This window comes from Halotia branconii CENA392 (assembly GCF_029953635.1).
In the GTDB taxonomy this organism is placed as follows: domain Bacteria; phylum Cyanobacteriota; class Cyanobacteriia; order Cyanobacteriales; family Nostocaceae; genus Halotia; species Halotia branconii.
The window spans coordinates 4687768-4705783 of record NZ_CP124543.1 but is presented as its reverse complement, the minus strand read 5'-3'; the positions used below and the strand labels follow the sequence as shown (position 1 = coordinate 4705783).

At 39.6% G+C, this 18016-nt stretch carries 18 protein-coding genes and 2 pseudogenes; 7 read left to right on the top strand and 13 right to left on the bottom strand.

Going from position 1 to position 18016, the window contains the following annotated elements:
* Positions 1 to 34: 34 nt before the first annotated feature.
* Together QI031_RS20665 and QI031_RS20660 are read right to left on the bottom strand one after the other, a co-directional pair.
* Positions 35 to 604 (bottom strand): nucleotide-binding protein, encoded by a 570-nt coding sequence (locus tag QI031_RS20665; RefSeq protein WP_281481529.1) that lies wholly within the window; start codon positions 602 to 604, stop codon positions 35 to 37.
* Between the two features lie 151 nt (positions 605 to 755).
* A complete protein-coding gene (locus QI031_RS20660; RefSeq protein ID WP_281481528.1) occupies positions 756 to 1580 on the bottom strand; it encodes a hypothetical protein in 825 nt (274 codons plus the stop codon).
* 502 nt (positions 1581 to 2082) lie between these two features.
* On the opposite strand from QI031_RS20660, the gene QI031_RS20655 reads away from it, so the two are divergent.
* On the top strand, positions 2083 to 2475 hold the full coding sequence (locus QI031_RS20655) for a hypothetical protein (protein ID WP_281481527.1): 393 nt from the start codon (positions 2083 to 2085) through the stop codon (positions 2473 to 2475).
* A gap of 468 nt (positions 2476 to 2943) precedes the next feature.
* Here the strand turns inward: QI031_RS20655 and QI031_RS20650 are convergent.
* A pseudogene (locus QI031_RS20650) lies at positions 2944 to 4073 on the bottom strand (ISAzo13 family transposase).
* A 335-nt stretch (positions 4074 to 4408) separates the two neighbouring features.
* Between QI031_RS20650 and QI031_RS20645 the strand changes: the two are divergent.
* Together QI031_RS20645 and QI031_RS20640 are read left to right on the top strand one after the other, a co-directional pair.
* Positions 4409 to 7483: a pentapeptide repeat-containing protein gene (locus QI031_RS20645; RefSeq protein ID WP_281481526.1), complete on the top strand. Its 3075-nt coding sequence runs from the start codon at positions 4409 to 4411 to the stop codon at positions 7481 to 7483.
* A gap of 529 nt (positions 7484 to 8012) precedes the next feature.
* Complete coding sequence (locus QI031_RS20640; protein ID WP_281481525.1) at positions 8013 to 8489, top strand: hypothetical protein; 477 nt, start codon at positions 8013 to 8015, stop codon at positions 8487 to 8489.
* A 268-nt stretch (positions 8490 to 8757) separates the two neighbouring features.
* Here QI031_RS20640 and QI031_RS20635 read toward each other — a convergent pair whose 3' ends face one another.
* The 3 genes and pseudogenes from QI031_RS20635 to QI031_RS20625 form a co-directional block, all read right to left on the bottom strand.
* A complete protein-coding gene (locus QI031_RS20635) occupies positions 8758 to 9156 on the bottom strand; it encodes a helix-turn-helix domain-containing protein (RefSeq protein WP_281481524.1) in 399 nt (132 codons plus the stop codon).
* Positions 9140 to 9232 (bottom strand): annotated as a pseudogene (locus QI031_RS20630) (type II toxin-antitoxin system HigB family toxin); the annotation flags it as partial. The pseudogene QI031_RS20630 and the gene QI031_RS20635, both read right to left, overlap by 17 nt.
* A gap of 26 nt (positions 9233 to 9258) precedes the next feature.
* Entirely contained in the window at positions 9259 to 9552 is a 294-nt protein-coding gene (locus QI031_RS20625; RefSeq protein ID WP_281481523.1) for a type II toxin-antitoxin system HigB family toxin, read from the bottom strand.
* 344 nt (positions 9553 to 9896) lie between these two features.
* On the opposite strand from QI031_RS20625, the gene QI031_RS20620 reads away from it, so the two are divergent.
* Positions 9897 to 10712 carry an alpha/beta fold hydrolase gene (locus QI031_RS20620; RefSeq protein WP_281481522.1) on the top strand — a complete coding sequence of 272 codons (816 nt, stop codon included), beginning with the start codon at positions 9897 to 9899 and terminating at the stop codon, positions 10710 to 10712.
* Here QI031_RS20620 and QI031_RS20615 read toward each other — a convergent pair.
* Both QI031_RS20615 and QI031_RS20610 read right to left on the bottom strand, forming a co-directional pair.
* The gene (locus QI031_RS20615) at positions 10709 to 11125 is read right to left on the bottom strand and encodes a RidA family protein (RefSeq protein WP_281481521.1); all 417 of its coding nucleotides are present in this window, start codon (positions 11123 to 11125) and stop codon (positions 10709 to 10711) included. The genes QI031_RS20620 and QI031_RS20615 overlap by 4 nt on opposite strands.
* A gap of 5 nt (positions 11126 to 11130) precedes the next feature.
* A complete protein-coding gene (locus tag QI031_RS20610; RefSeq protein WP_281481520.1) occupies positions 11131 to 11280 on the bottom strand; it encodes a hypothetical protein in 150 nt (49 codons plus the stop codon).
* A gap of 86 nt (positions 11281 to 11366) precedes the next feature.
* Between QI031_RS20610 and QI031_RS20605 the strand changes: the two genes are divergently transcribed.
* Together QI031_RS20605 and QI031_RS20600 are read left to right on the top strand one after the other, a co-directional pair.
* Positions 11367 to 11591 carry a DUF433 domain-containing protein gene (locus QI031_RS20605; protein ID WP_281481519.1) on the top strand — a complete coding sequence of 75 codons (225 nt, stop codon included), beginning with the start codon at positions 11367 to 11369 and terminating at the stop codon, positions 11589 to 11591.
* Positions 11588 to 11920 carry a DUF5615 family PIN-like protein gene (locus QI031_RS20600; RefSeq protein ID WP_281481518.1) on the top strand — a complete coding sequence of 111 codons (333 nt, stop codon included), beginning with the start codon at positions 11588 to 11590 and terminating at the stop codon, positions 11918 to 11920. Before QI031_RS20605 ends, QI031_RS20600 begins: the two co-directional genes overlap by 4 nt.
* Before the next feature lie 65 nt (positions 11921 to 11985).
* Here QI031_RS20600 and hisS read toward each other — a convergent pair whose 3' ends face one another.
* The 4 genes from hisS to QI031_RS20580 all read right to left on the bottom strand — a co-directional run bounded on the left by hisS (position 11986) and on the right by QI031_RS20580 (position 16543).
* Complete coding sequence (gene hisS, locus QI031_RS20595) at positions 11986 to 13374, bottom strand: histidine--tRNA ligase (protein ID WP_281481517.1); 1389 nt, start codon at positions 13372 to 13374, stop codon at positions 11986 to 11988.
* A 105-nt stretch (positions 13375 to 13479) separates the two neighbouring features.
* Positions 13480 to 13926: a DUF3598 family protein gene (locus QI031_RS20590; protein ID WP_281481516.1), complete on the bottom strand. Its 447-nt coding sequence runs from the start codon at positions 13924 to 13926 to the stop codon at positions 13480 to 13482.
* A gap of 56 nt (positions 13927 to 13982) precedes the next feature.
* The gene (locus QI031_RS20585; protein WP_281481515.1) at positions 13983 to 15251 is read right to left on the bottom strand and encodes a tetratricopeptide repeat protein; all 1269 of its coding nucleotides are present in this window, start codon (positions 15249 to 15251) and stop codon (positions 13983 to 13985) included.
* 17 nt (positions 15252 to 15268) lie between these two features.
* Positions 15269 to 16543, bottom strand: a complete 1275-nt coding sequence (locus QI031_RS20580) for a M16 family metallopeptidase (RefSeq protein WP_281481514.1) — start codon at positions 16541 to 16543, stop codon at positions 15269 to 15271.
* 331 nt (positions 16544 to 16874) lie between these two features.
* Here QI031_RS20580 and QI031_RS20575 point away from each other — a divergent pair, with 331 nt between their 5' ends.
* Complete coding sequence (locus tag QI031_RS20575; RefSeq protein ID WP_281481513.1) at positions 16875 to 17348, top strand: hypothetical protein; 474 nt, start codon at positions 16875 to 16877, stop codon at positions 17346 to 17348.
* Between the two features lie 269 nt (positions 17349 to 17617).
* Here QI031_RS20575 and QI031_RS20570 read toward each other — a convergent pair whose 3' ends face one another.
* Positions 17618 to 17956: a DUF433 domain-containing protein gene (locus QI031_RS20570; RefSeq protein WP_281481512.1), complete on the bottom strand. Its 339-nt coding sequence runs from the start codon at positions 17954 to 17956 to the stop codon at positions 17618 to 17620.
* Positions 17957 to 18016 lie beyond the last annotated feature (60 nt).

Here is an 18016-nt window from a genome sequence, read left to right as displayed (position 1 = left end):
TTGATTACTTTCATTGACTTTACGGCAGTCAGTGTTACTGCTGACTGCTTTTCTCTAGCTTTTTAGTCCAAACTCCAGTATATAAATCTATTAACTGATTGATAGAATCACTAACACGGCTAATAACTACTACCATCGTTACGCGTATATCATAATCGTTTTCGGCTGTTTCCAGGAAATTCATCTGCTGTACAAATTTTTGCAATATTCTTCTAGATTGCGGTGGTAATTCCAGTAAAAATAATGATTCTGGATGCGGTGTATTACCATCTTCATCTGGCTCTGGATTGACCATTGTTTTCATCCTATCGAAGAACTGATCTATCGTGCCATTTTTGAAAATATCAATCGGTTCTATACGGCAATATTGTCCATAGAATCTTGATAACTGAGAATTGGAGCTATCAGCATCAAACCCTATGAATCTTTGCTGTGCATCTAAATATGTTTGTACTAGCCCTCTTGCAAAAGTAGACTTGCCCACACCGCCTTTGTCGCCTGTTACGATCACTAATCTCCGCGAATATTTCTTAATTATTGGCTGGCTTAATTCTTTTTGCTTTTTAGATTCGTCGTTTTCAATGGTATCTATGGTATCTGTCACTTTTTTTCTCCTTCTCATGATTGATTATTGTTAAGAGGGAACAGGGAACGGGGAACAGAGACAAGAATTAACTACGTTTAGTGCGTAGCAGACGCACCAGAAGCGTACTTCCTCCAAAATTCCTTTAGCTGATGAATCATAAAAATGATTGCTACTTTTTTGAAAAACATTCAAGTATTTGAAAGTAAAGAATTTCTAAATCTCTCGCCTTGCCAAAATTGGCTAAACTATTAGCAGTTGATTTTAAGGCTTGAAGGATTAAACCTTGTTTGACAATCTTCACCCACTCATAATTATTGACTTTTTTTAAAGAACTACATATATAAAAATCTAATTCTTGTGCTATTAATAAATCTGAAGATAATACAATTAGATGATTATATAGTTGTTCATAACTTTGAGCTTTATACAAAACTGGTTTGACTAACTCTAAATAATAACTTCTTAATAAAAATGCTTGATGATTTGTAGGATAGGGACATTTAGTAGACAAGGTAATCCTTTTATAAAGCAGTTGTAAATATAGCTCTATAGTTTCTAGTTCTACTTGCCAGATTTTCTGTCCTTTTAAGTAGAGATGATTTGCTAATGATTTTTTTTGTTGAAAATTAATTTGTTGAGATAGGTATTCTGTATTAGGTTTTATTGCCAGAACTATCTCTTTTTTAAATACAGGTATTATGTTACTTCTCACCCATTGCATGAATTGCCTAACTATATCATTACCCACTATATCTATTAATGAATGGATAGCAAGAGCGTTCATTGTGCTGACTCCAACTACTTGATAATTAATAATCACAAATCGCTGACTTGACTTAGCATCTATTAATGTTACTTTCCCATCGTTAAATGCTGGAGCAACTATTTCAAATACATCAACAGCAAATAACTCCAATCCATTTGGAGCATCTATCACTCGCACAATATTGTTCGAGTAATGTTCAAATTCCCAAAACTGCCAAACTTCTACCATCTTTTTCTTGTAGAAAGCGATATTTATCAGCACTCAGTACCCAGAAGTCAGAATGAACTAATTCAGGATAAGTAGCATATTCCTCTATAAACCTTTCTCTTGATTCTTTAACTATTCTGATTTCTGACTCCTGACTTCTAATTTCTGACTTACTATCTCATATCTGACAAATTTAAAGGAATCGATAAAAGCACTAAAATAATCCGTACTTTAGTCTCTTGACTTTTATTCAATCATCGTTATAAATGGAAAAGTTAAACATTATTAACTAGCTTTTTTGACAGAGAAGATTGGAGATTAAAGAAAAGCAGCCCATCGTTTTTTGGTACAAGCCCAGCAAGAGCGTGGGCGGAATAAATCTCAAATCTACAATCTCAAATCCTCAAGATGCATCCCTTGTGGGTACAGTCAATCTGCAATCTACAATTGGCAATCTGCAATCAGTTGACTTGCTCATTGACTTCTCTACAATAGGAATACTCTCTTGTAATCAGTTAAAAATATGTTAAACATAGACGCTCACTTTCACCAACTATTTAAGCCCAATCAAGATAACGAAAAAACTGCACTATTAGCCAATCGTCTAAATCCCACAAATGAACAAATAACAACTTGGCTGCAATCTCCACAAATAAAGCAGTGGCTAACTAAACTATTGATGGGAATACCGAATGATTTAAAGGTCGAAGCGGTAAACACCATAATCAAGAATGTTATACGAACCCCAAACAAAGACTGTCGAGTACAATTTGGAAGTTCAACAATTGGGGTTGATGTCTTGCGGTGGCAACTTTGGGCATCCTATCGATTGCCCTATGCCAGCACTGTTAAAAGTCCTGATTGTCCCTACACGTTAAAAATGCATCTGGACGATGAAACCCAAAAAACTGCTTGATATGACTATCAGTCTGCTCTAGGATTTTCTTGTAGTTGAGATAATTGGCGATCGCCAAGAGAATTTTCTCCTTAAAGTATCAATTAAATGGGTTTATCCAAATTTCCCATCTCTCTTTATTAAATGGACTGCACCACTTTTGAATCATTACTTGCTCTAATGTTTAACGTGCTTTTGTGTCGGTGGGAGCATCCCACCAAAAACTGATATTCACCGCAGTCTTGATGTCATAGCGGTGATTGAGATTTGGGACTTCCAAGAAATAAATTAATCAGCAAAAATCATAAGTTAATCTTTAAGAGATAATGATAATCATTCTGAAAGGGTAAGAGGTGGTTGCCGTCGGCAACCACCTCTTACCCCCTCAAACACAGAAGGAAAAGTCTGCATCTGCACTCTGTAAATAATTTCAGTGCAATATCATAATTAATATTCATGTTTTTAGATTTAAAAACTGAAGAGTGAAAATTAAGTGCTGCCACAACAAATATCAACAAACCATTTGCCTAAATCGGGAAATTTTTCATGTTCCGAGTTAGTGAGTCTTTCTATTTGTTTTTCAACAGCAGACATAGCCTCCTTAGTAAGAGTAACCCCAGTTTCATAAGTTTGAGTCACTAACTTAACCACAGGATTCTTACCTTTCCACGTCATGTTTTGAGCAAATTTTAAAGCGGTTGCAACTTCATCTAAAATACTGCCATTCCAAGAATTTTCTAATATCCCCCATACTCGCTCGATGGGATTATATTTGCTGTGATAGGGTGGATAGTAGGCTAAACGTATATTCAGTTGATATTCATGAACAAACTCAACGATACGTTTCATAAACTGGGTACGTCTAGAATTATTATCTGTCCCATTATCCTGGTTAATAATCAGGGTTTTTATTGAGGAAAATCGCCAACTCTCACTCTTCCAAAAATCTTCTAGAACGTCTACAATAAAATCACTCGTTACATTAGACTCTGTAAAGTATAAAAATAGTTCGTCTAATTCTGGAAGGAAGATGCCGTAAGGAGTTACGGTAGTTTTTGGATGAAAATTATGGTCTTCTGTTTCTGTGACAACTCGGTTTTTACCTCCTCTGTCAAAGTAGCCAATATCTACACGGGCTTTGGCATCCAGACTGAGACGTAAGATACTTGGATCATCCAGGGCGGATTGATTAACTATTGCTAATTGTTCAAAGATTGCGTCTGTTTCTGGAATTTTTTTTGAGGTAAAACTTTTGCTACTCGCTTGAGTCTATAACCTAAATCATTCAATTTAACTCTCATTGTTTCTTCAGTAGGTAACTGTTCATCCGTATAACCAAATTTATCAATTAATAGCTTTCTGACCTGACTAGCAGTTAGGCGTGTATACAGCCTTTGGCTTTTAAAACTTGGATCTGTTTGGCTTTGGAAATCAACTAATTTTTTGATATCTTCTAACAGGTTTGGTAAATGCTCTTCTACTTTCCATCTACCCCTAGCTGAATAATTATCTATACAACTAATCCCACTGGTTAGTTCTTTAATTCCTTTACGAATAGTATTTCTATCCCAGCCCAATTCTTTTTGAGCCAGTAATTGTCCTCCGTAACCTAATTCCATGACAATTTGTGCTTGAAAACGCCGCCTTGCTGCACCTTTGAGTTGGTTTGCTGTTTCCTTGAATACTTTTTTGACTGAATCAGTTAATTCGAGCAACACTCCTGTCCACCCACAAAATTCCCTCCAAATTGAATTTACTACGAATAGGGGGGAAGGAGAAGCAGCCTGCGGCTGCTTCTCCTTCCCCCCTTAGAATGATTATCATTATTATAATTGGTCATTTTATTCCTTGGAAGTCCCTTGACAAACCACTAGCTCCCCAACACCACGCTGACTCACCTTTTGCCTTTTTATACTAGACTCTAAATCAGCAGTAATTACACGAGTAGCGGCGAATGCGTAAACGCCTATCGCAAATTTGGCAGAATATTCGGCAATCATTCTCTGTAGAGGAGAGTGTAAATACGGCTATTGAAGGTAGTCAGGCAATTTTAGAAGCTGCAAAAACTCTGCAAGAACAGGGTGCTAGTTTAGCGGTGTTAAAGCCTGTGCTACAAAATTCATCTTCTTTTTTAGATGTGTTGTGTTCGCCGATGGCGCAGGTAATTGGTGCAGGTTTGCCGTTTGTGCCAATGGGTATCGCTTTACTCAAGTTGACTCGTGATGTAACTAAGCAAAATCTAACTTTAGAAGACTGTGTTTTAATAGTTAGTCAGGCTGCTTATTTAGAAAGTGCTAAAGAAATTTTACGGCAATACCCGGATATTGATTGGGATGCTAAGTTAGATGCTCAAGCAGTTGAGAAACAATTAAAAAAACTCAAGGATGTGGAATTAGATTATGAGAGTGCCAGTCAAGTAATTAATTGTTTCCATCAATCACCATTAGCAGAGGCATTTAATCAAGTATTACTCGCTAGATTAACAGCAGTTCCATCAAGTTCATCTCAGCTTTTAGTACAACGTATTGCTAATAATACTCACCGCTACATTCTTAAAGCCTGGGTAGAAGCTGGGGATGTTGTTAGAAATATCATGCAGCCTTCTTTTGAGGATTGGCAGCGAGAACAGAAAAGGTTTCACGATATAGACGATTATTTAAAAAATCATATTGCTAAAAAACCATTAGATACAGTTTTTGATGAAAGCTTTAGTTTTCAAGATATTTATGTACCTCTCAAGGCTAAACCAGTAGAAAAAAATGGCAATGTAGATGAAAAAGCTGATTCTTTTTCTTTAGAAGTCTGGGCGAGAACAAATCTGCTGAATCTAGATAACTTAGATAAGGTGATGTTTATCCAAGGGGGACCAGGAAGAGGTAAAAGTGTATTTTGTCGGATGTTTGCGAATTTAGTCCGGCAACATTTTTATCCCGTCTGGATACCTATATTAATTCGCTTGCGGGATATTGATAATTTTGCAGTTCGCTTAGAAAACACTCTAGAGGCAGAATTAAAACTTGGCTTTATTCAAGACCATAAAAACTGGCTGACTAATCCTAATACACGGTTTTTATTTATCCTGGATGGGTTTGATGAATTACATATTGAAGCCAGAAATAATCTCAATTTAGAAGCATTTATTAAACAAGTAGCAGGATTTCAGAAGGAATGTAAAGATTATCGGGAAATGGGGCATCGTGTGATTATCACTGGTAGAGCAATGGCTTTACAAGGTATCCCGTATTTACCACCAAATTTAGAACGCGTGGAGATTGTCGCAATGAATGAACAACTCCAAGCCCAATGGTTTGAGAAATGGGAAGCGGTACAGGTTAATCAAGGTGAATCTGCTGCATTTCAACAATTTTTACACAGCAATAAATGTCCTGATGAAGTTAAGCAACTAGCTCAAGAACCGCTATTACTTTACTTGTTAGCGGCAATGTATCGAGATGGAAAATTAGATATTGATAAATTAGAACAAGCTAGCGATGACCGCACTGCTAAAATTATTGTTTATCAAGAGGCCTTAATTTGGGTGCTTACTAAGCAGCGTGCTGAACGTGATGGCACTAATATAAATCTTGAGTTAACCCAACAAAAACCAGAAGATTTAAAACGCATTCTCATAGAAGCGGCTGTTTGTGTAGTGCAGTCTGGTGGTGCATTTGCGGCAATGTCAATGTTAGAAGCACGTTTGCAAGCAGATGAAACAGCTAAGGCTTTTCTTGATAAAGCCAAACAAAAACTTGGTGATGATGCTCTCAAAACTGCTTTGGCTGCATTTTATATTCGTCCTACGGAAAAACAAGCGGGAGGTGCTGAGTTTTTCCATAAAAGTTTTAGTGAGTTTCTGTTTGCTGAACGTCTAAAAGCACGACTCAAAACTTGGACACAATATTACGACGCAGAGGAAGGGAGACAGCCGATTGTTCTTGAATCCTCAATGAATTGGGAAATCTATGATTTACTTGGTTACGGTGGGTTAACACCAGAAATTGTTGATTATTTGATGGGGTTGTTAATTGAAAATCAAAATTTCCCCTGGGTGGAGTTATTTAAACGGTTAGACAAGTTTTATAGCAAATGGTGTGAAGGTAAATTTATTGATTCAGCTGCGGAGACTTTACCCCAGAAGAAGTTACGACAATTGCAAAATGAGAAAATTACAGGATTAGGTCAGCGTCAGGTAGATGTTTATGCAGGGTTGAATGTGATGATTCTGCTTTTGGAGTTACATCGCTATGCACAAGCAAAAGATGACCTGAAAACACAAATCATCTTTTATCCATCTGGTCAACCACAAGCAGATACTCTGACAGTGCGACTACTCCGCATCATCAATTACAGTGATGGCTTAAAGTTATGGAATTTTATTAATGTAGTTGGGCAATTCCTCAGTGGCGCAAACCTCAGTGGCGCATTCCTTAGTGGCGCAAACCTCATTGGCGCAGACCTCAGAGACGCAGACCTCAGTGGCGCAAACCTCAATGGCGCAGACCTCAGTGGCGCACACCTCATTCGCGCAAACCTCAATGGCGCAGACCTCGGAGGCGCAAACCTCATAAGCACAGACCTCAGTGACGCAGACCTCAGTGGCGCAGACCTCAATGGCGCAGACCTCAGTCGCGCAAACCTCAGTGGCGCAAACCTCATAAGCGCAAACCTCAATGACGCAGACCTCAGTGACGCAGACCTCAGTGGCGCAAACCTCAGTGGCGCAAACCTCAGTGGCGCAAACCTCAGTGGCGCAAACCTCAGTGGCGCAAACCTCATAAGCGCAAACCTCAGTGACGCAAACCTCAGTGGCACAGACCTCAGTTATGCAGACCTCAGTTACGCAGACCTCAGTGGCACAGACCTCAGTGGCACAGACCTCAGTTATGCAGACCTCAGTTACGCAGACCTCAGCGATCAAAGATGGGGAGATATACGTTGGGATGAAAATACAAAATGGGAGGGTGTGCGAGGACTGGATATGGCGGTTAATGTACCAGCAAAGTTAAAGCAACAGTTGGGGATTGGTTAAGAAGGCAAAAGTAAAAAGGCAAAAGAAAGAATGATGATTTGTAAGCTTTCTGGCTTTAAGACTTTGTTGAGTGGTGCGCTCCGCTTGACTTTTAAGACAGTTGCTACTGTGCTGGTGAGAAATGCGGGACTAATCGTGATGTGAGTTTGATGAGTCGTTTTGACCTCACCCCCTACCCCTCTCCTGCGAGGAGAGGGGAGTAAAACCCCAATTTTTCTTGCTCCTCCCTCGCCTTTTAGGAGAGGGAGGTTGGGAGGGCTTTCAAGGGTAGGTTTTTCATAATCTCGAAAATAGTTGAGAAAATTCTCAATTGTTTAACGTGGTTTGGTCGTTTCAGGATTTAAGCATCGACTGAAATCGCCAAAAAATTGTCAAATCCAAAATACCTACCCTTGAGAGGGTTGGGAGGGTGAGGTCTGTCAAACTCATGTTCAGTAAGCTAAAGTTGTTCATTTATTCTCATCGATGGGCATTCTATACTCAGCAAATATTGCTACTTAAACTATAAAATTACCTTGGTAGTTTTACTATGCCCTATCAAAATATTACAGCCTCCCTTTCGCCAACAGATATCAAAGAAATTAAGACAGCACTCCAGACAATTCAAGATAAGTTACCATTTTTAGTAACCCTCAGCCCTGACGAACGGCGCAAGATGTTAAAAATGGGTGATAAAAGTCTGGCTTTTGTCAACAATAGTGTTTCGGCGGCTAAGTCTAACCCAGAGATTTTACCAGCTAGCTTTGATGTTGAGGAACTGGTGGGAGATTATCAGTTAGCTACTGCATTGAATGAAGTTTTGATTTCTATGTACCAGCTTGCTGAACAGGTGGATGATACTCTGTTGGCGGTTGGTAGTGAAGCTATGACTAGTAGTTTAACTGTTTATGACTATGTGAAGACGGCGGCGAAGAAGACTCCGGGTTTAAAAACTGTCGCTGAACAATTAGGGGAACGTTTTAAAGCTATCAAAGGTAGACCGACTAAAGCTGCATCTGGTTCTTGAGTAATTGATCTTCATTAATGAGGTTGGGAACTTCATTAATGAGCTTTGGAGCTTGTTTAATGAGTCTTAGAGCGTGATTAATGAGGCTTGGAGCTTGTTTAATGAGGCTCGGAGCTTGTTTAATGAACCTCGGAGCTTGTTTAATGAGCCTTGGAACTTAATTAATAAGCCTCGGAGCTTGTTTAATAAGCCTTGCAACTTCATTAATGAGCTTCGGAGCTTGTTTAATGAGTCTTGGAGCTTAATTAATAAACCTTTTGTAAATCAGCTAGGTAAATAAACTGGCATCTACATGAAAATAGTCCGCAAGCACTTCTGCTTGAGTTTTACTAATGGTGCGATCGCCATTGACAATTTGCAAAGCAACTTCCAATGAACCAATTACCTCAGCTAATGCTTCGGTCGTAATATCGCGTGCGTCCATTAGATGTATCAACATTGAATGGGGCGTACCTTGAGGAATTGGGTAATGAGTGTCTTCAAACTTCTCAATTAATGTCACTAACAGTTCTAACAGCCTCTCTTCTTCTGGTGTACGATTGGGGCGATGCTCTAAATTTTGGGCAAGTGCGATCGCTTGTTCGTTTTCTTCTTCTGTAGTAATTATTTTTGGTCGATACTCGGCTAGCAATTTACCGTAAGATTCAGGATTAAAAGTACGGGTCATTTTTCCATTTGTCTTTATCATATTCGGCGTGAGTTAGGACATATTTAATATAGATTCTTTGAGCTTCGTAAATAATATCAACCCTTGCGGGTTCGCCACTTGCTACAACGGGGGGAACCCCCCTCCGGGTTCGCCAGTCACCTGCGGAGGGAAACCCTCCCGCAGTGCTGGACTCACCGCAACGCAGTGGCTCACAATTAAACGGTATTTATTTCCTTTAATATTAAATACAGTGAAGTTACCGACAGCTTCTGCTTTTGGATAAATAGCCTGGACTTCAACCAGATTTTTCCATTCGGCTTTGGTTGTCACCCTATACCAATCATAGAGTGCATCACAGGCATCTGCGTGTGCTTTACAAAACTCCCGCAAAATCCTGCGGCTAATAACGTGCATTTAAATTTACTTTGATTACGACTATTAGAATTTTCTCTTAAATTGAAATTGACAAAAAGAATTTTCTCTTAACTTGTCACGAATGGTATATAAGTGGTAATGCAATCACAGGCAAGTAAGAGGATGTTTGAAAAGTCCTCCTATCGGTATCAAAAGTTTTAGATCCCTCTAAATCTTCCTTAAAAAGGGAGACTTTGATTCCGGTTCCACCCTTTTTAAGGGGGGTTAGGGGGGATCTTAAAGTGCCTAAAGTCACAGCAAAAAACTTTTCAAACACGCTCTAAGACTTTGATGCCGCCGTGAATATCGCTGCCAAAAAAGTTACGGGTATTCAGTACAAAAACATGAAACAAAAAATTAAACGAGCTTTTTTAGACACAGAAGACGGACAAATTCTTTATCGCATCGGCGGCGAAGGCGAACCTTTGTTATTGCTGCACATGAACCCCCGCAGTAGTGATGAATATCGGGAACTCATGCCTATCCTGGCTGAACACAGACGAGTCATCGCAATGGATTTAATGGGGTTTGGCGATTCGGATAAACCACCGAGAATGTACACAGTTGCCGACTACGCAAAAACAGCGATCGCACTTTTAGATGAATTAGGGATAGAAAAAACCAGCATTATGGGCAACCATACGGGGGCTTTTGTCTCTGGGGAAATTGCCGCTAGTTATGGCGATCGCATTGATAAACTAATCTTAGGTAACGTAGCTGGTTTTGGTGAAGGAGGACAAGCAGAGTTATTTAGGAGATTTGAGGAAGGTTTTAACATTAAAGAAGATGGTGGGCATCTGATGGAAAGATGGTTAGCCCGTTCTCGATATGTAGGCTCTGCCGAATTAAATCACCGTTGGGTTTTAGACGATTTAAAATGTTTTGGTCATCCTTTGTATGCAGTTTGGGCTGTTGGCAATTACTGTTTAGATGCACCAGAAAGATTTCGTGCTATTAAGTGTCCAACTCTGATTATTTGGGGAATAGATGATGTCAAGGAATTTGAAAAACTGAGTTTAGCCAAAGCTGGCGATCGCTATTTTCTTTCGCAAGCAATTCCTCATGGCAAAGTCGTTGAATTTGATCAAGGAACAATTTGTATGATGAATCAAATACCAGAAGAAGTAGCGCAGGCAGTAATCGAATTTCTGAACAATTAATTTTCTAAGATTGCTGTACACTTAATCTCTACAATTAGCCCTGGTGTAGATAAAGCAGTTATACCAACACCTGTCCAAGTCGGGAAATTATTAGTAAAATACTGATCTTTTACTTTGATAAATAGCGGCAGATGTGGAATAGTAAATTGTTGTTGTGAAGCATCTGTCACATGGTAAGTAATCATCTCTACCACATGATCAAAAGTGGCTCCTGCTGCTGTCAGCACTTTTTTTACATTCTCGAAAGCCTGGACGAATTGGGCTTCTACTCCCTCTACCACCTGTAAATTTTCATCGCGTCCCACTTGTCCTGAGATATATAATGTATTGCCTACTTTAATGCCAGGGCAATAGTGATACTTTTCGTATAAAATTTCCATCCCTTGGGGAATTATAACTTCACGAGTATTCAAGATTTTTAACTCCTCATTGCAGTGATAAGCGATCGCGCAGCATCACACAGTAACGCGGTAATTTCCCTAACATTCTCGAAACCACGACGGGTTTCAACAATAATGGCTACAGGTAGGTTCTCCCAATAATTAGCAGGATACTCTAGTTCTGCCAAACTAGGGTGTTAACTTTGTATCATTGTTCTGTAGCAGCAAAAGTTCCCGATATAATGTAAACAGAATTTTCTCTCATGCCACTTTTATGGACTACCAAAACATCATCACAATTGAGCCTGGAAAGCGTAGTGGCAAGCCGTGTATTCGGGGAATGAGAATCACTGTATATGACATCTTAGAATATTTGGCAGGTGGGATGACCGAAGCGGAGATTTTAGAAGATTTTTCTGAACTTACTCCGGAGGATATCAAAGCGTGTCTTGCTTTTGCTGCCGATCGTGAGAGAAAGTTATTCGTAGCATCATTGTGAAACTGCTTTTGGATGAAAATTTATCCGACCGGATAATTCACAAGATTGTCGATTTGTATCCGGACTCTGAACACGTCAAGACGCTAGGAATGATCAATACAGACGATGCAATGATCTGGGAATATGCAAAGGCGAATGGTTTTGTGATTGTTTCCAAAGATTCTGATTTTCATCAGCGCAGTTTACTCTATGGGCATCCTCCCAAGTTTATTTATCTTCGAGTTGGAAATTGCCCAACATCGAAGATTACTCAAATTATGAGAGATAATCTGGATACGATAATTCAGTTTGAACGTAGCGAAACGGAAAGTCTTCTGATTTTGGCGTAGTGTAGAGTCGCCGCATAACAATCCTTAGGTATAAACATCATTACTCATACTACAAATTAGCTTCATTATTGCAGCCTACGTTTTACTTCTTCGGTCAAATTAGCCAATTCTACTTCTACTTGTTCGCCTGATTTCAAATCTTTCAGCGAGGACTTTTGCGCTGCTGCTTCTTCCGAACCAATAATTACACAAAATTGAATCCCTTGTTTATCAGCTAACTGGAATTGTTTACCCAATCCTTTTTTATCAAAGCTGGTTACAACATTAATCCCAGCTTTTCGCAGTTGTTGAGAAACTTGTAGATAAATGGGCATCAAATCTTCTTGCATATTTACTACCATCACTTGTGCAGGTGTGGCAGATAATGTGTTGAGAATACCAGCTTTTAGTAAGCGACTAATTAAGCGAGTTAAACCGATAGAAATGCCGACACCGGGCATTTTTTCACCTAAAAATGTGCCGACTAATTCTTCATATCTGCCACCAGAACAAATACTACCTAAAGCTTCATGTCCTAATAAAGTGGTTTCGTAAACTGTACCTGTATAATAATCAAGACCACGAGCGATCGCTAAATCAATACAAAAGCGATTTTCGGAAACTCCCAAATTACGTACACCTATAATTACTGTTTCTAATTCGGAAACTCCCAAGCTGAATTGCTCTGCATCTGGCAGATTTTGAGCAAGGTGCTTGAGCTTATCTAATACTTCGTCAATATTGCCATCAATTTTAATAAAATCAATAATTTTTTGTGTCTGTTCTCTGGAAATACCTTCTTTTTCTAACTCTTGTTTAACTTTAAATTCACCGATTTTCTCCAAATTATCAATAATCCCAACACAGGTTTTAATTTTGGTTTCTGCAATTCCTAATGACTGAAAGAAACCTGTGAGAATTTTACGATTATTGATGCAGATGAGAAAATCACCAATATTTACTGCTTCAAATATTTCAGTGATAATTGCTGGCATTTGAGCATCATATAATAAGCTGAGTTCACGACGTGCGACTACATCAATATCACACTGACGAAACTGGCGAAAACGTCCATCTTTTGCCCGTTCGCCACGAAACACAACATCCATTTGATAACGAGCAAAGGGAAAAGTTAATTCATTGAGGTGACGGGCAATATAAGCTGCTAATGGAACTGTTTGGTCAAACTTTAAAGCTCTGGCTTCTGAACCAGTTTCACCCGCTTTCTCTTTTTCGGCTTGACGATTTGGTGGTAAGATTGGGTCAATACCATAAATAATATTGTCGCCTTGATTGCCTTTAGCTTGTAATACTTCTAATCTCTCGACTGCCGGAGTTTCGATGGGTGTAAATCCGTAACTTTCAAAAACCCTACGAATAGTATCTAGTAAAGATAATTCTAAACGTTTTTCGCTAGGAAGAAATTCTGGAAAACCACTAGGAGTAGAGAAATTTATTTTGTCTGCTTTTGCCATGCTTTTACTGTTGCCAATATGTTTAATTTTCGTGTCTTAGTGTCTTTGTAGTAACAAAAAGACACTAAGACACTAAGAAAAACTAATTTCTCAACTTTTAAATTACTATCGTAGTCGTTCTTCTTGAATTAGGGTGCGCTGAAAGATTTGATGATTTTTAAACCAGTGCCAAGTACGAGCGCGATAGTTATTATCTGGACTGATATAAATCATTTCATATAAATTCATTTCTGGGCTTGTTTTATATGAAAACCATAAAATTACCACAGAATCATCTGCTTCCCAAGCTTTACCTTGAATGCGCTCAGTATCAAATAAAAGCTTTTTATCACTATACATTCCTGGAAATTCATATTCCTCTTTTTTCCCATCAGACCACTTGTAACGATTGATTTGATAATAGGGATAGGGACTATTTTCGGGAAATTGGCAAGTTAAGTGAGACTCATATTGATCGAGAATTTTTCCTGCTATATCAACTAATGTGTATGTACCTGCCCAATCTCCTTCGTGACGGGCAAGCACAGGCATTTCTTCTCGGATATTAGACATTACATAACTCCATTGAATAAGCTGCTAAGTTGGGAAACAGATCATACTTTAGAATATTATCTCCCGCGATCGCGCTCTAGATCATCAATCACTTTTTGCAAATACCACTCTTGCGACATTCCAGGATGATAATCTTGCTGCTGTTCAATTAATCGCTGGGCAATTTCCCAATATCCCCCCACTAACCGTAAAAGTCGCTGATGTAGCAGGTTATACTTTTGTTGTTTTGATTCAGGACTATGTTTCTGAATTTTTTGGAGACTGTTTAAAACTTGGTGATAGTTTTCCCAGTCTTCTTTCTCACAATAAATACTAGCTGCTCGTTGATAATCTGCGATCGCATTTTGCATTTCTTCTAAAAAAGTATAGGCGATGCCGCGATTGTAGTAAGCTTGGGCATCGTCGGCATTGATTTGTAGCGCTTGGGTGTAGTCAGCAATTGCACCGAGATAATCGCCTGCTGCCCGGTAAGCATTACCTCTGGCAACATAGACTAAAGCATCTTCGGGCTGAATCTGGAGTGCTTGGTTAAAATCGGCGATCGCTCCTTGATTATCTCCCAAAAGGCAACGGGCTTTACCGCGATTGCGATAAACAACGGCATCTTTAAAGTTTAGTAATAATGCTTGGTTAAAATCGGCGATCGCTTCTTGATAATTCCCCATTTTGCAACGTACCACACCACGACAGCAATAAGCTTGGGCATCTTGCGGATCGGCTTGCAATACCCAGTTTAAATCTGCAATTGCTTCGCGGGTGTCTCCCTTTTCTGCTTTTTCTAATAATTGCGTGAAATATGCGTTTGTAGAAACGATGGGCGCACTCGTGAAAGTTTGTTGTGGAACTTCTGGTTTTTCTGGCGGTTGTAACTGTTTAATTTTTGACAAACACAGGCGACAATTTTCTTTATCTTGTTGTGCTAAATATAATTCTGCGGCTTTTTTAAAACTGGCGATCGCATCTTGAATATCTCCTTGTTTGCGCCGCACTATTCCCCGCAAATTATAAGCTGCGGCATGATAGGGATTCAGCCGAATTGCGCGATCAACATCTTCAAGCGCCCCTGGCAAATTTTTCAGGGCTACCCTAGCCAATGCCCGACAATAACTAGCCTCTACACTATCAGGATAATAGTTAAGAGCTTGAGTGTAATCGGAAACAGCTTGATGAATTGCTCCTGAATCGTAATATGCCAAACCTCTTTGTATGTAAGCTTGTGCAGAGTAAGGTATCAGTTGCAAAGCATGGCTAAATTCTTCAATAGCTCCAGCGTAGTCTTTTTGTTTCGCTTTTTCTAATCCTCTCTGATAAAACTCGTTATTCATAGCATTTTTGAACTAACTTAGTACGGTTTAAGGACAACTACACCATAAGCATCAGGACAAAGATACTGATTAGCAGCCAAGAGTAAATCCGGTGCTTCTTGGCTTTGAATATGATTTGGATAGTTAAACGCTGGTTCTAAATCTCCGATTAAAGAGTGATAGTAACCATATAAACCAGCGCGATCGCTTGGTGTTTCGTTACCAAATATAAATCTATTCGCTACTCGCCGCCTTACACGGGCAATTTCTTTTTCTGATACTAATTCTGTTTGTAAAATACGGATGTGTTGGGCGATCGCATCTTCGACAGCTGGTAAATTTTCGACTGCACATTTAGCCGATATATAAAACGCTCCTTGTAACTGATTACTCATATTGCTTACAGAAATTGCAGACACCAATCCTCGTTCTTCTCGTAAATCTCGCACTAGTCTTGATGTCCGTCCGTGTCCTAAAATTGCTGCTAAAACATCCAACCCATAAGTTTGTTCTAGCTGGTTTAAACCTGGAACTCGCCAAACCATGACTAGCCGTGCTTGCTGGAGACTTTCATCGATAAATTCCCGCCGAACAATTTCTGTAAACGCAGTTTCTTGTCCAGACGCGCTATGATGCATCTCTACATTTGATGTTTGAGAGTTTTGAAATCCCTCAGCAACTGTAGCAATTAATTCTTCCACAGGTAAATTGCCTACAGCCACAGCCGTAATTGATTGGGGTTGATACCAGCTAGCATGAAAATCTCGCATTTGTTGAGGTTGGAGTTGAGCAATCACTGCTTCTGGCCCTAATACTGGACGGCGATAAGGTAGCTTTTCAAATGCTGTTTCCATCGCTCGTCGAAATGTGCGGCGGTGGGGATTATCATCAGAACGCCTGATTTCTTCTAAAACTACCAAGCGTTCGCGTTCAAAGGCATCGTCAGGAATATTAGCATTAAATACAACATCTATTTGCAGCGGGGCAAGTTCAGCAAAGTCTTTAGGAGCAGTAGTTATATAGTAGTGAGTATAATCTTGACTAGTTGCGGCATTCGTGACTGCACCTCGCTCTTCAATTCGCCGTTCAAACTCGCCGCTAGCTAGTTGCTCGGTTCCCTTAAAAATCATGTGTTCTAAAAAATGAGCCATACCGTTAATGGCATCAGATTCTACAGCGGAACCAACTTTAATCCATAAGTTGAGATTTATAGCCTCAACTGGCATTTGCTCGGCAATGATTGTTAAACCATTAGGCAATTTATGCACTGTTGGGGAATTGAGACGAGAAAACGGCAGCAGAGTTGAAGTCATTAGTGGTGAGTGAGGGAGCTAATTTACTTCTTTATCTTATCCATGACTTCAAATAAACACCGCGATCGCTTTTTTTTGCATTGATATTAAGAGTACTACAAGCAAAAAAATGCCCAATTGTCATTGCGAGCAAAGCGAAGCAATCGCAATGACTGGGATTGCTACTCTCTAACGCGTCTACGCTTTGTACCCCCGCGGGAACGCTAAAAGCGAACGCAATGACGGGTTTCGGATCATTTATTTTTTGGAACACTCTAACTAGGCGGTATTGTCATTTTATTTGTATATTTGGGAACCCTAAATTAAAGATATATACACAAGGATAATTCCTATGTCTAGAAGCCCTGTGAGTGCAACGCTAACTGCAACAGATAAAGATGAGTTGTTGCAAGCCATCACCACCATTAAAGAAAAGCTACCGTTTTTAATTGATTTGAGTAACGAAGAGCGTAAAGCTTTACCCAAGATGGGAGATAAGAGCCGCGCCTTTGTCAGCAAAGCATTAGAGGTGGCAACACAGAACCCAGAGTTTTTGCCACGTTCTTTTAACTTGGAAGAAATGCGAAAGGATGTACAATTATTTGAAGCGCTATATCCATTATTGCTGGCTTTGACCCAATTACAAGAATTAGTCGATGATACTTCTTTGGCGGTGGGTAGCGAAGCTTATGCAGCCGCGTTACAAGTATATAACTATGCAAAAGCCAGTGGACAAACCGCAGGATTAGATGCAGTAGTTGAAGAAATGGGGCAAAGATTCGCCCGTAAATCTCGGAAATCCAAGCCTCAAGCAGCAACGTTGTAGAAAATAACTCAAAAGTTGCACTTAAAAGGTGCAACGTTAAAGCTCAGAACTCGGATGTTGGAGTAAATTGCTCGGCATTTCGTGTTCTGAGCTTGATTTTTTGAGTAAAAAGCTCGGCGTTTCGAGTTCTGAAGTTGAACTTTCGAGTAAATTGCTCGACGTTTCGAGTTCCAAGGTTGTTAGAACGCTTCACCAGGAGAGATACTGAATTTGACCTTCCATCTCTCCCTGAATGATCGTATTATCGAAGTTCTCATCAGCAAGCAGCTTCAACATGCTTCTTGTTGTGTTTTGCGGGCAAGCAAGCGATCGCGTAAACCTTGTGGGTCAAATCTTGTTTGATTCATGGCGCGAACCTCTTGTGATAGCTGCCGCCGCTGTTGCAAGTAGTCTTCTACTTCCAATTGATGCTTGAGATAAAAGGCGATCGTGGCATAAACGTCAGCTAGATTCAGCGACGGATACCGATAAACAATCTCCTCTGCCGTTGTGCCTTGCTTAAAGACAGCTACCAAAGTATCCAATGTAACGCGAGTGTTTCCAACAAGAATTGCACCATCTTCATTGGTGTTTAAAGGAGCAGATTCAGCCACGATCCTCAGTGTCATGAGTGCCTTTAAATTCTTTGCCTTAATAATAGCGGATCTTCATCTGCTTCAAGAAGCATG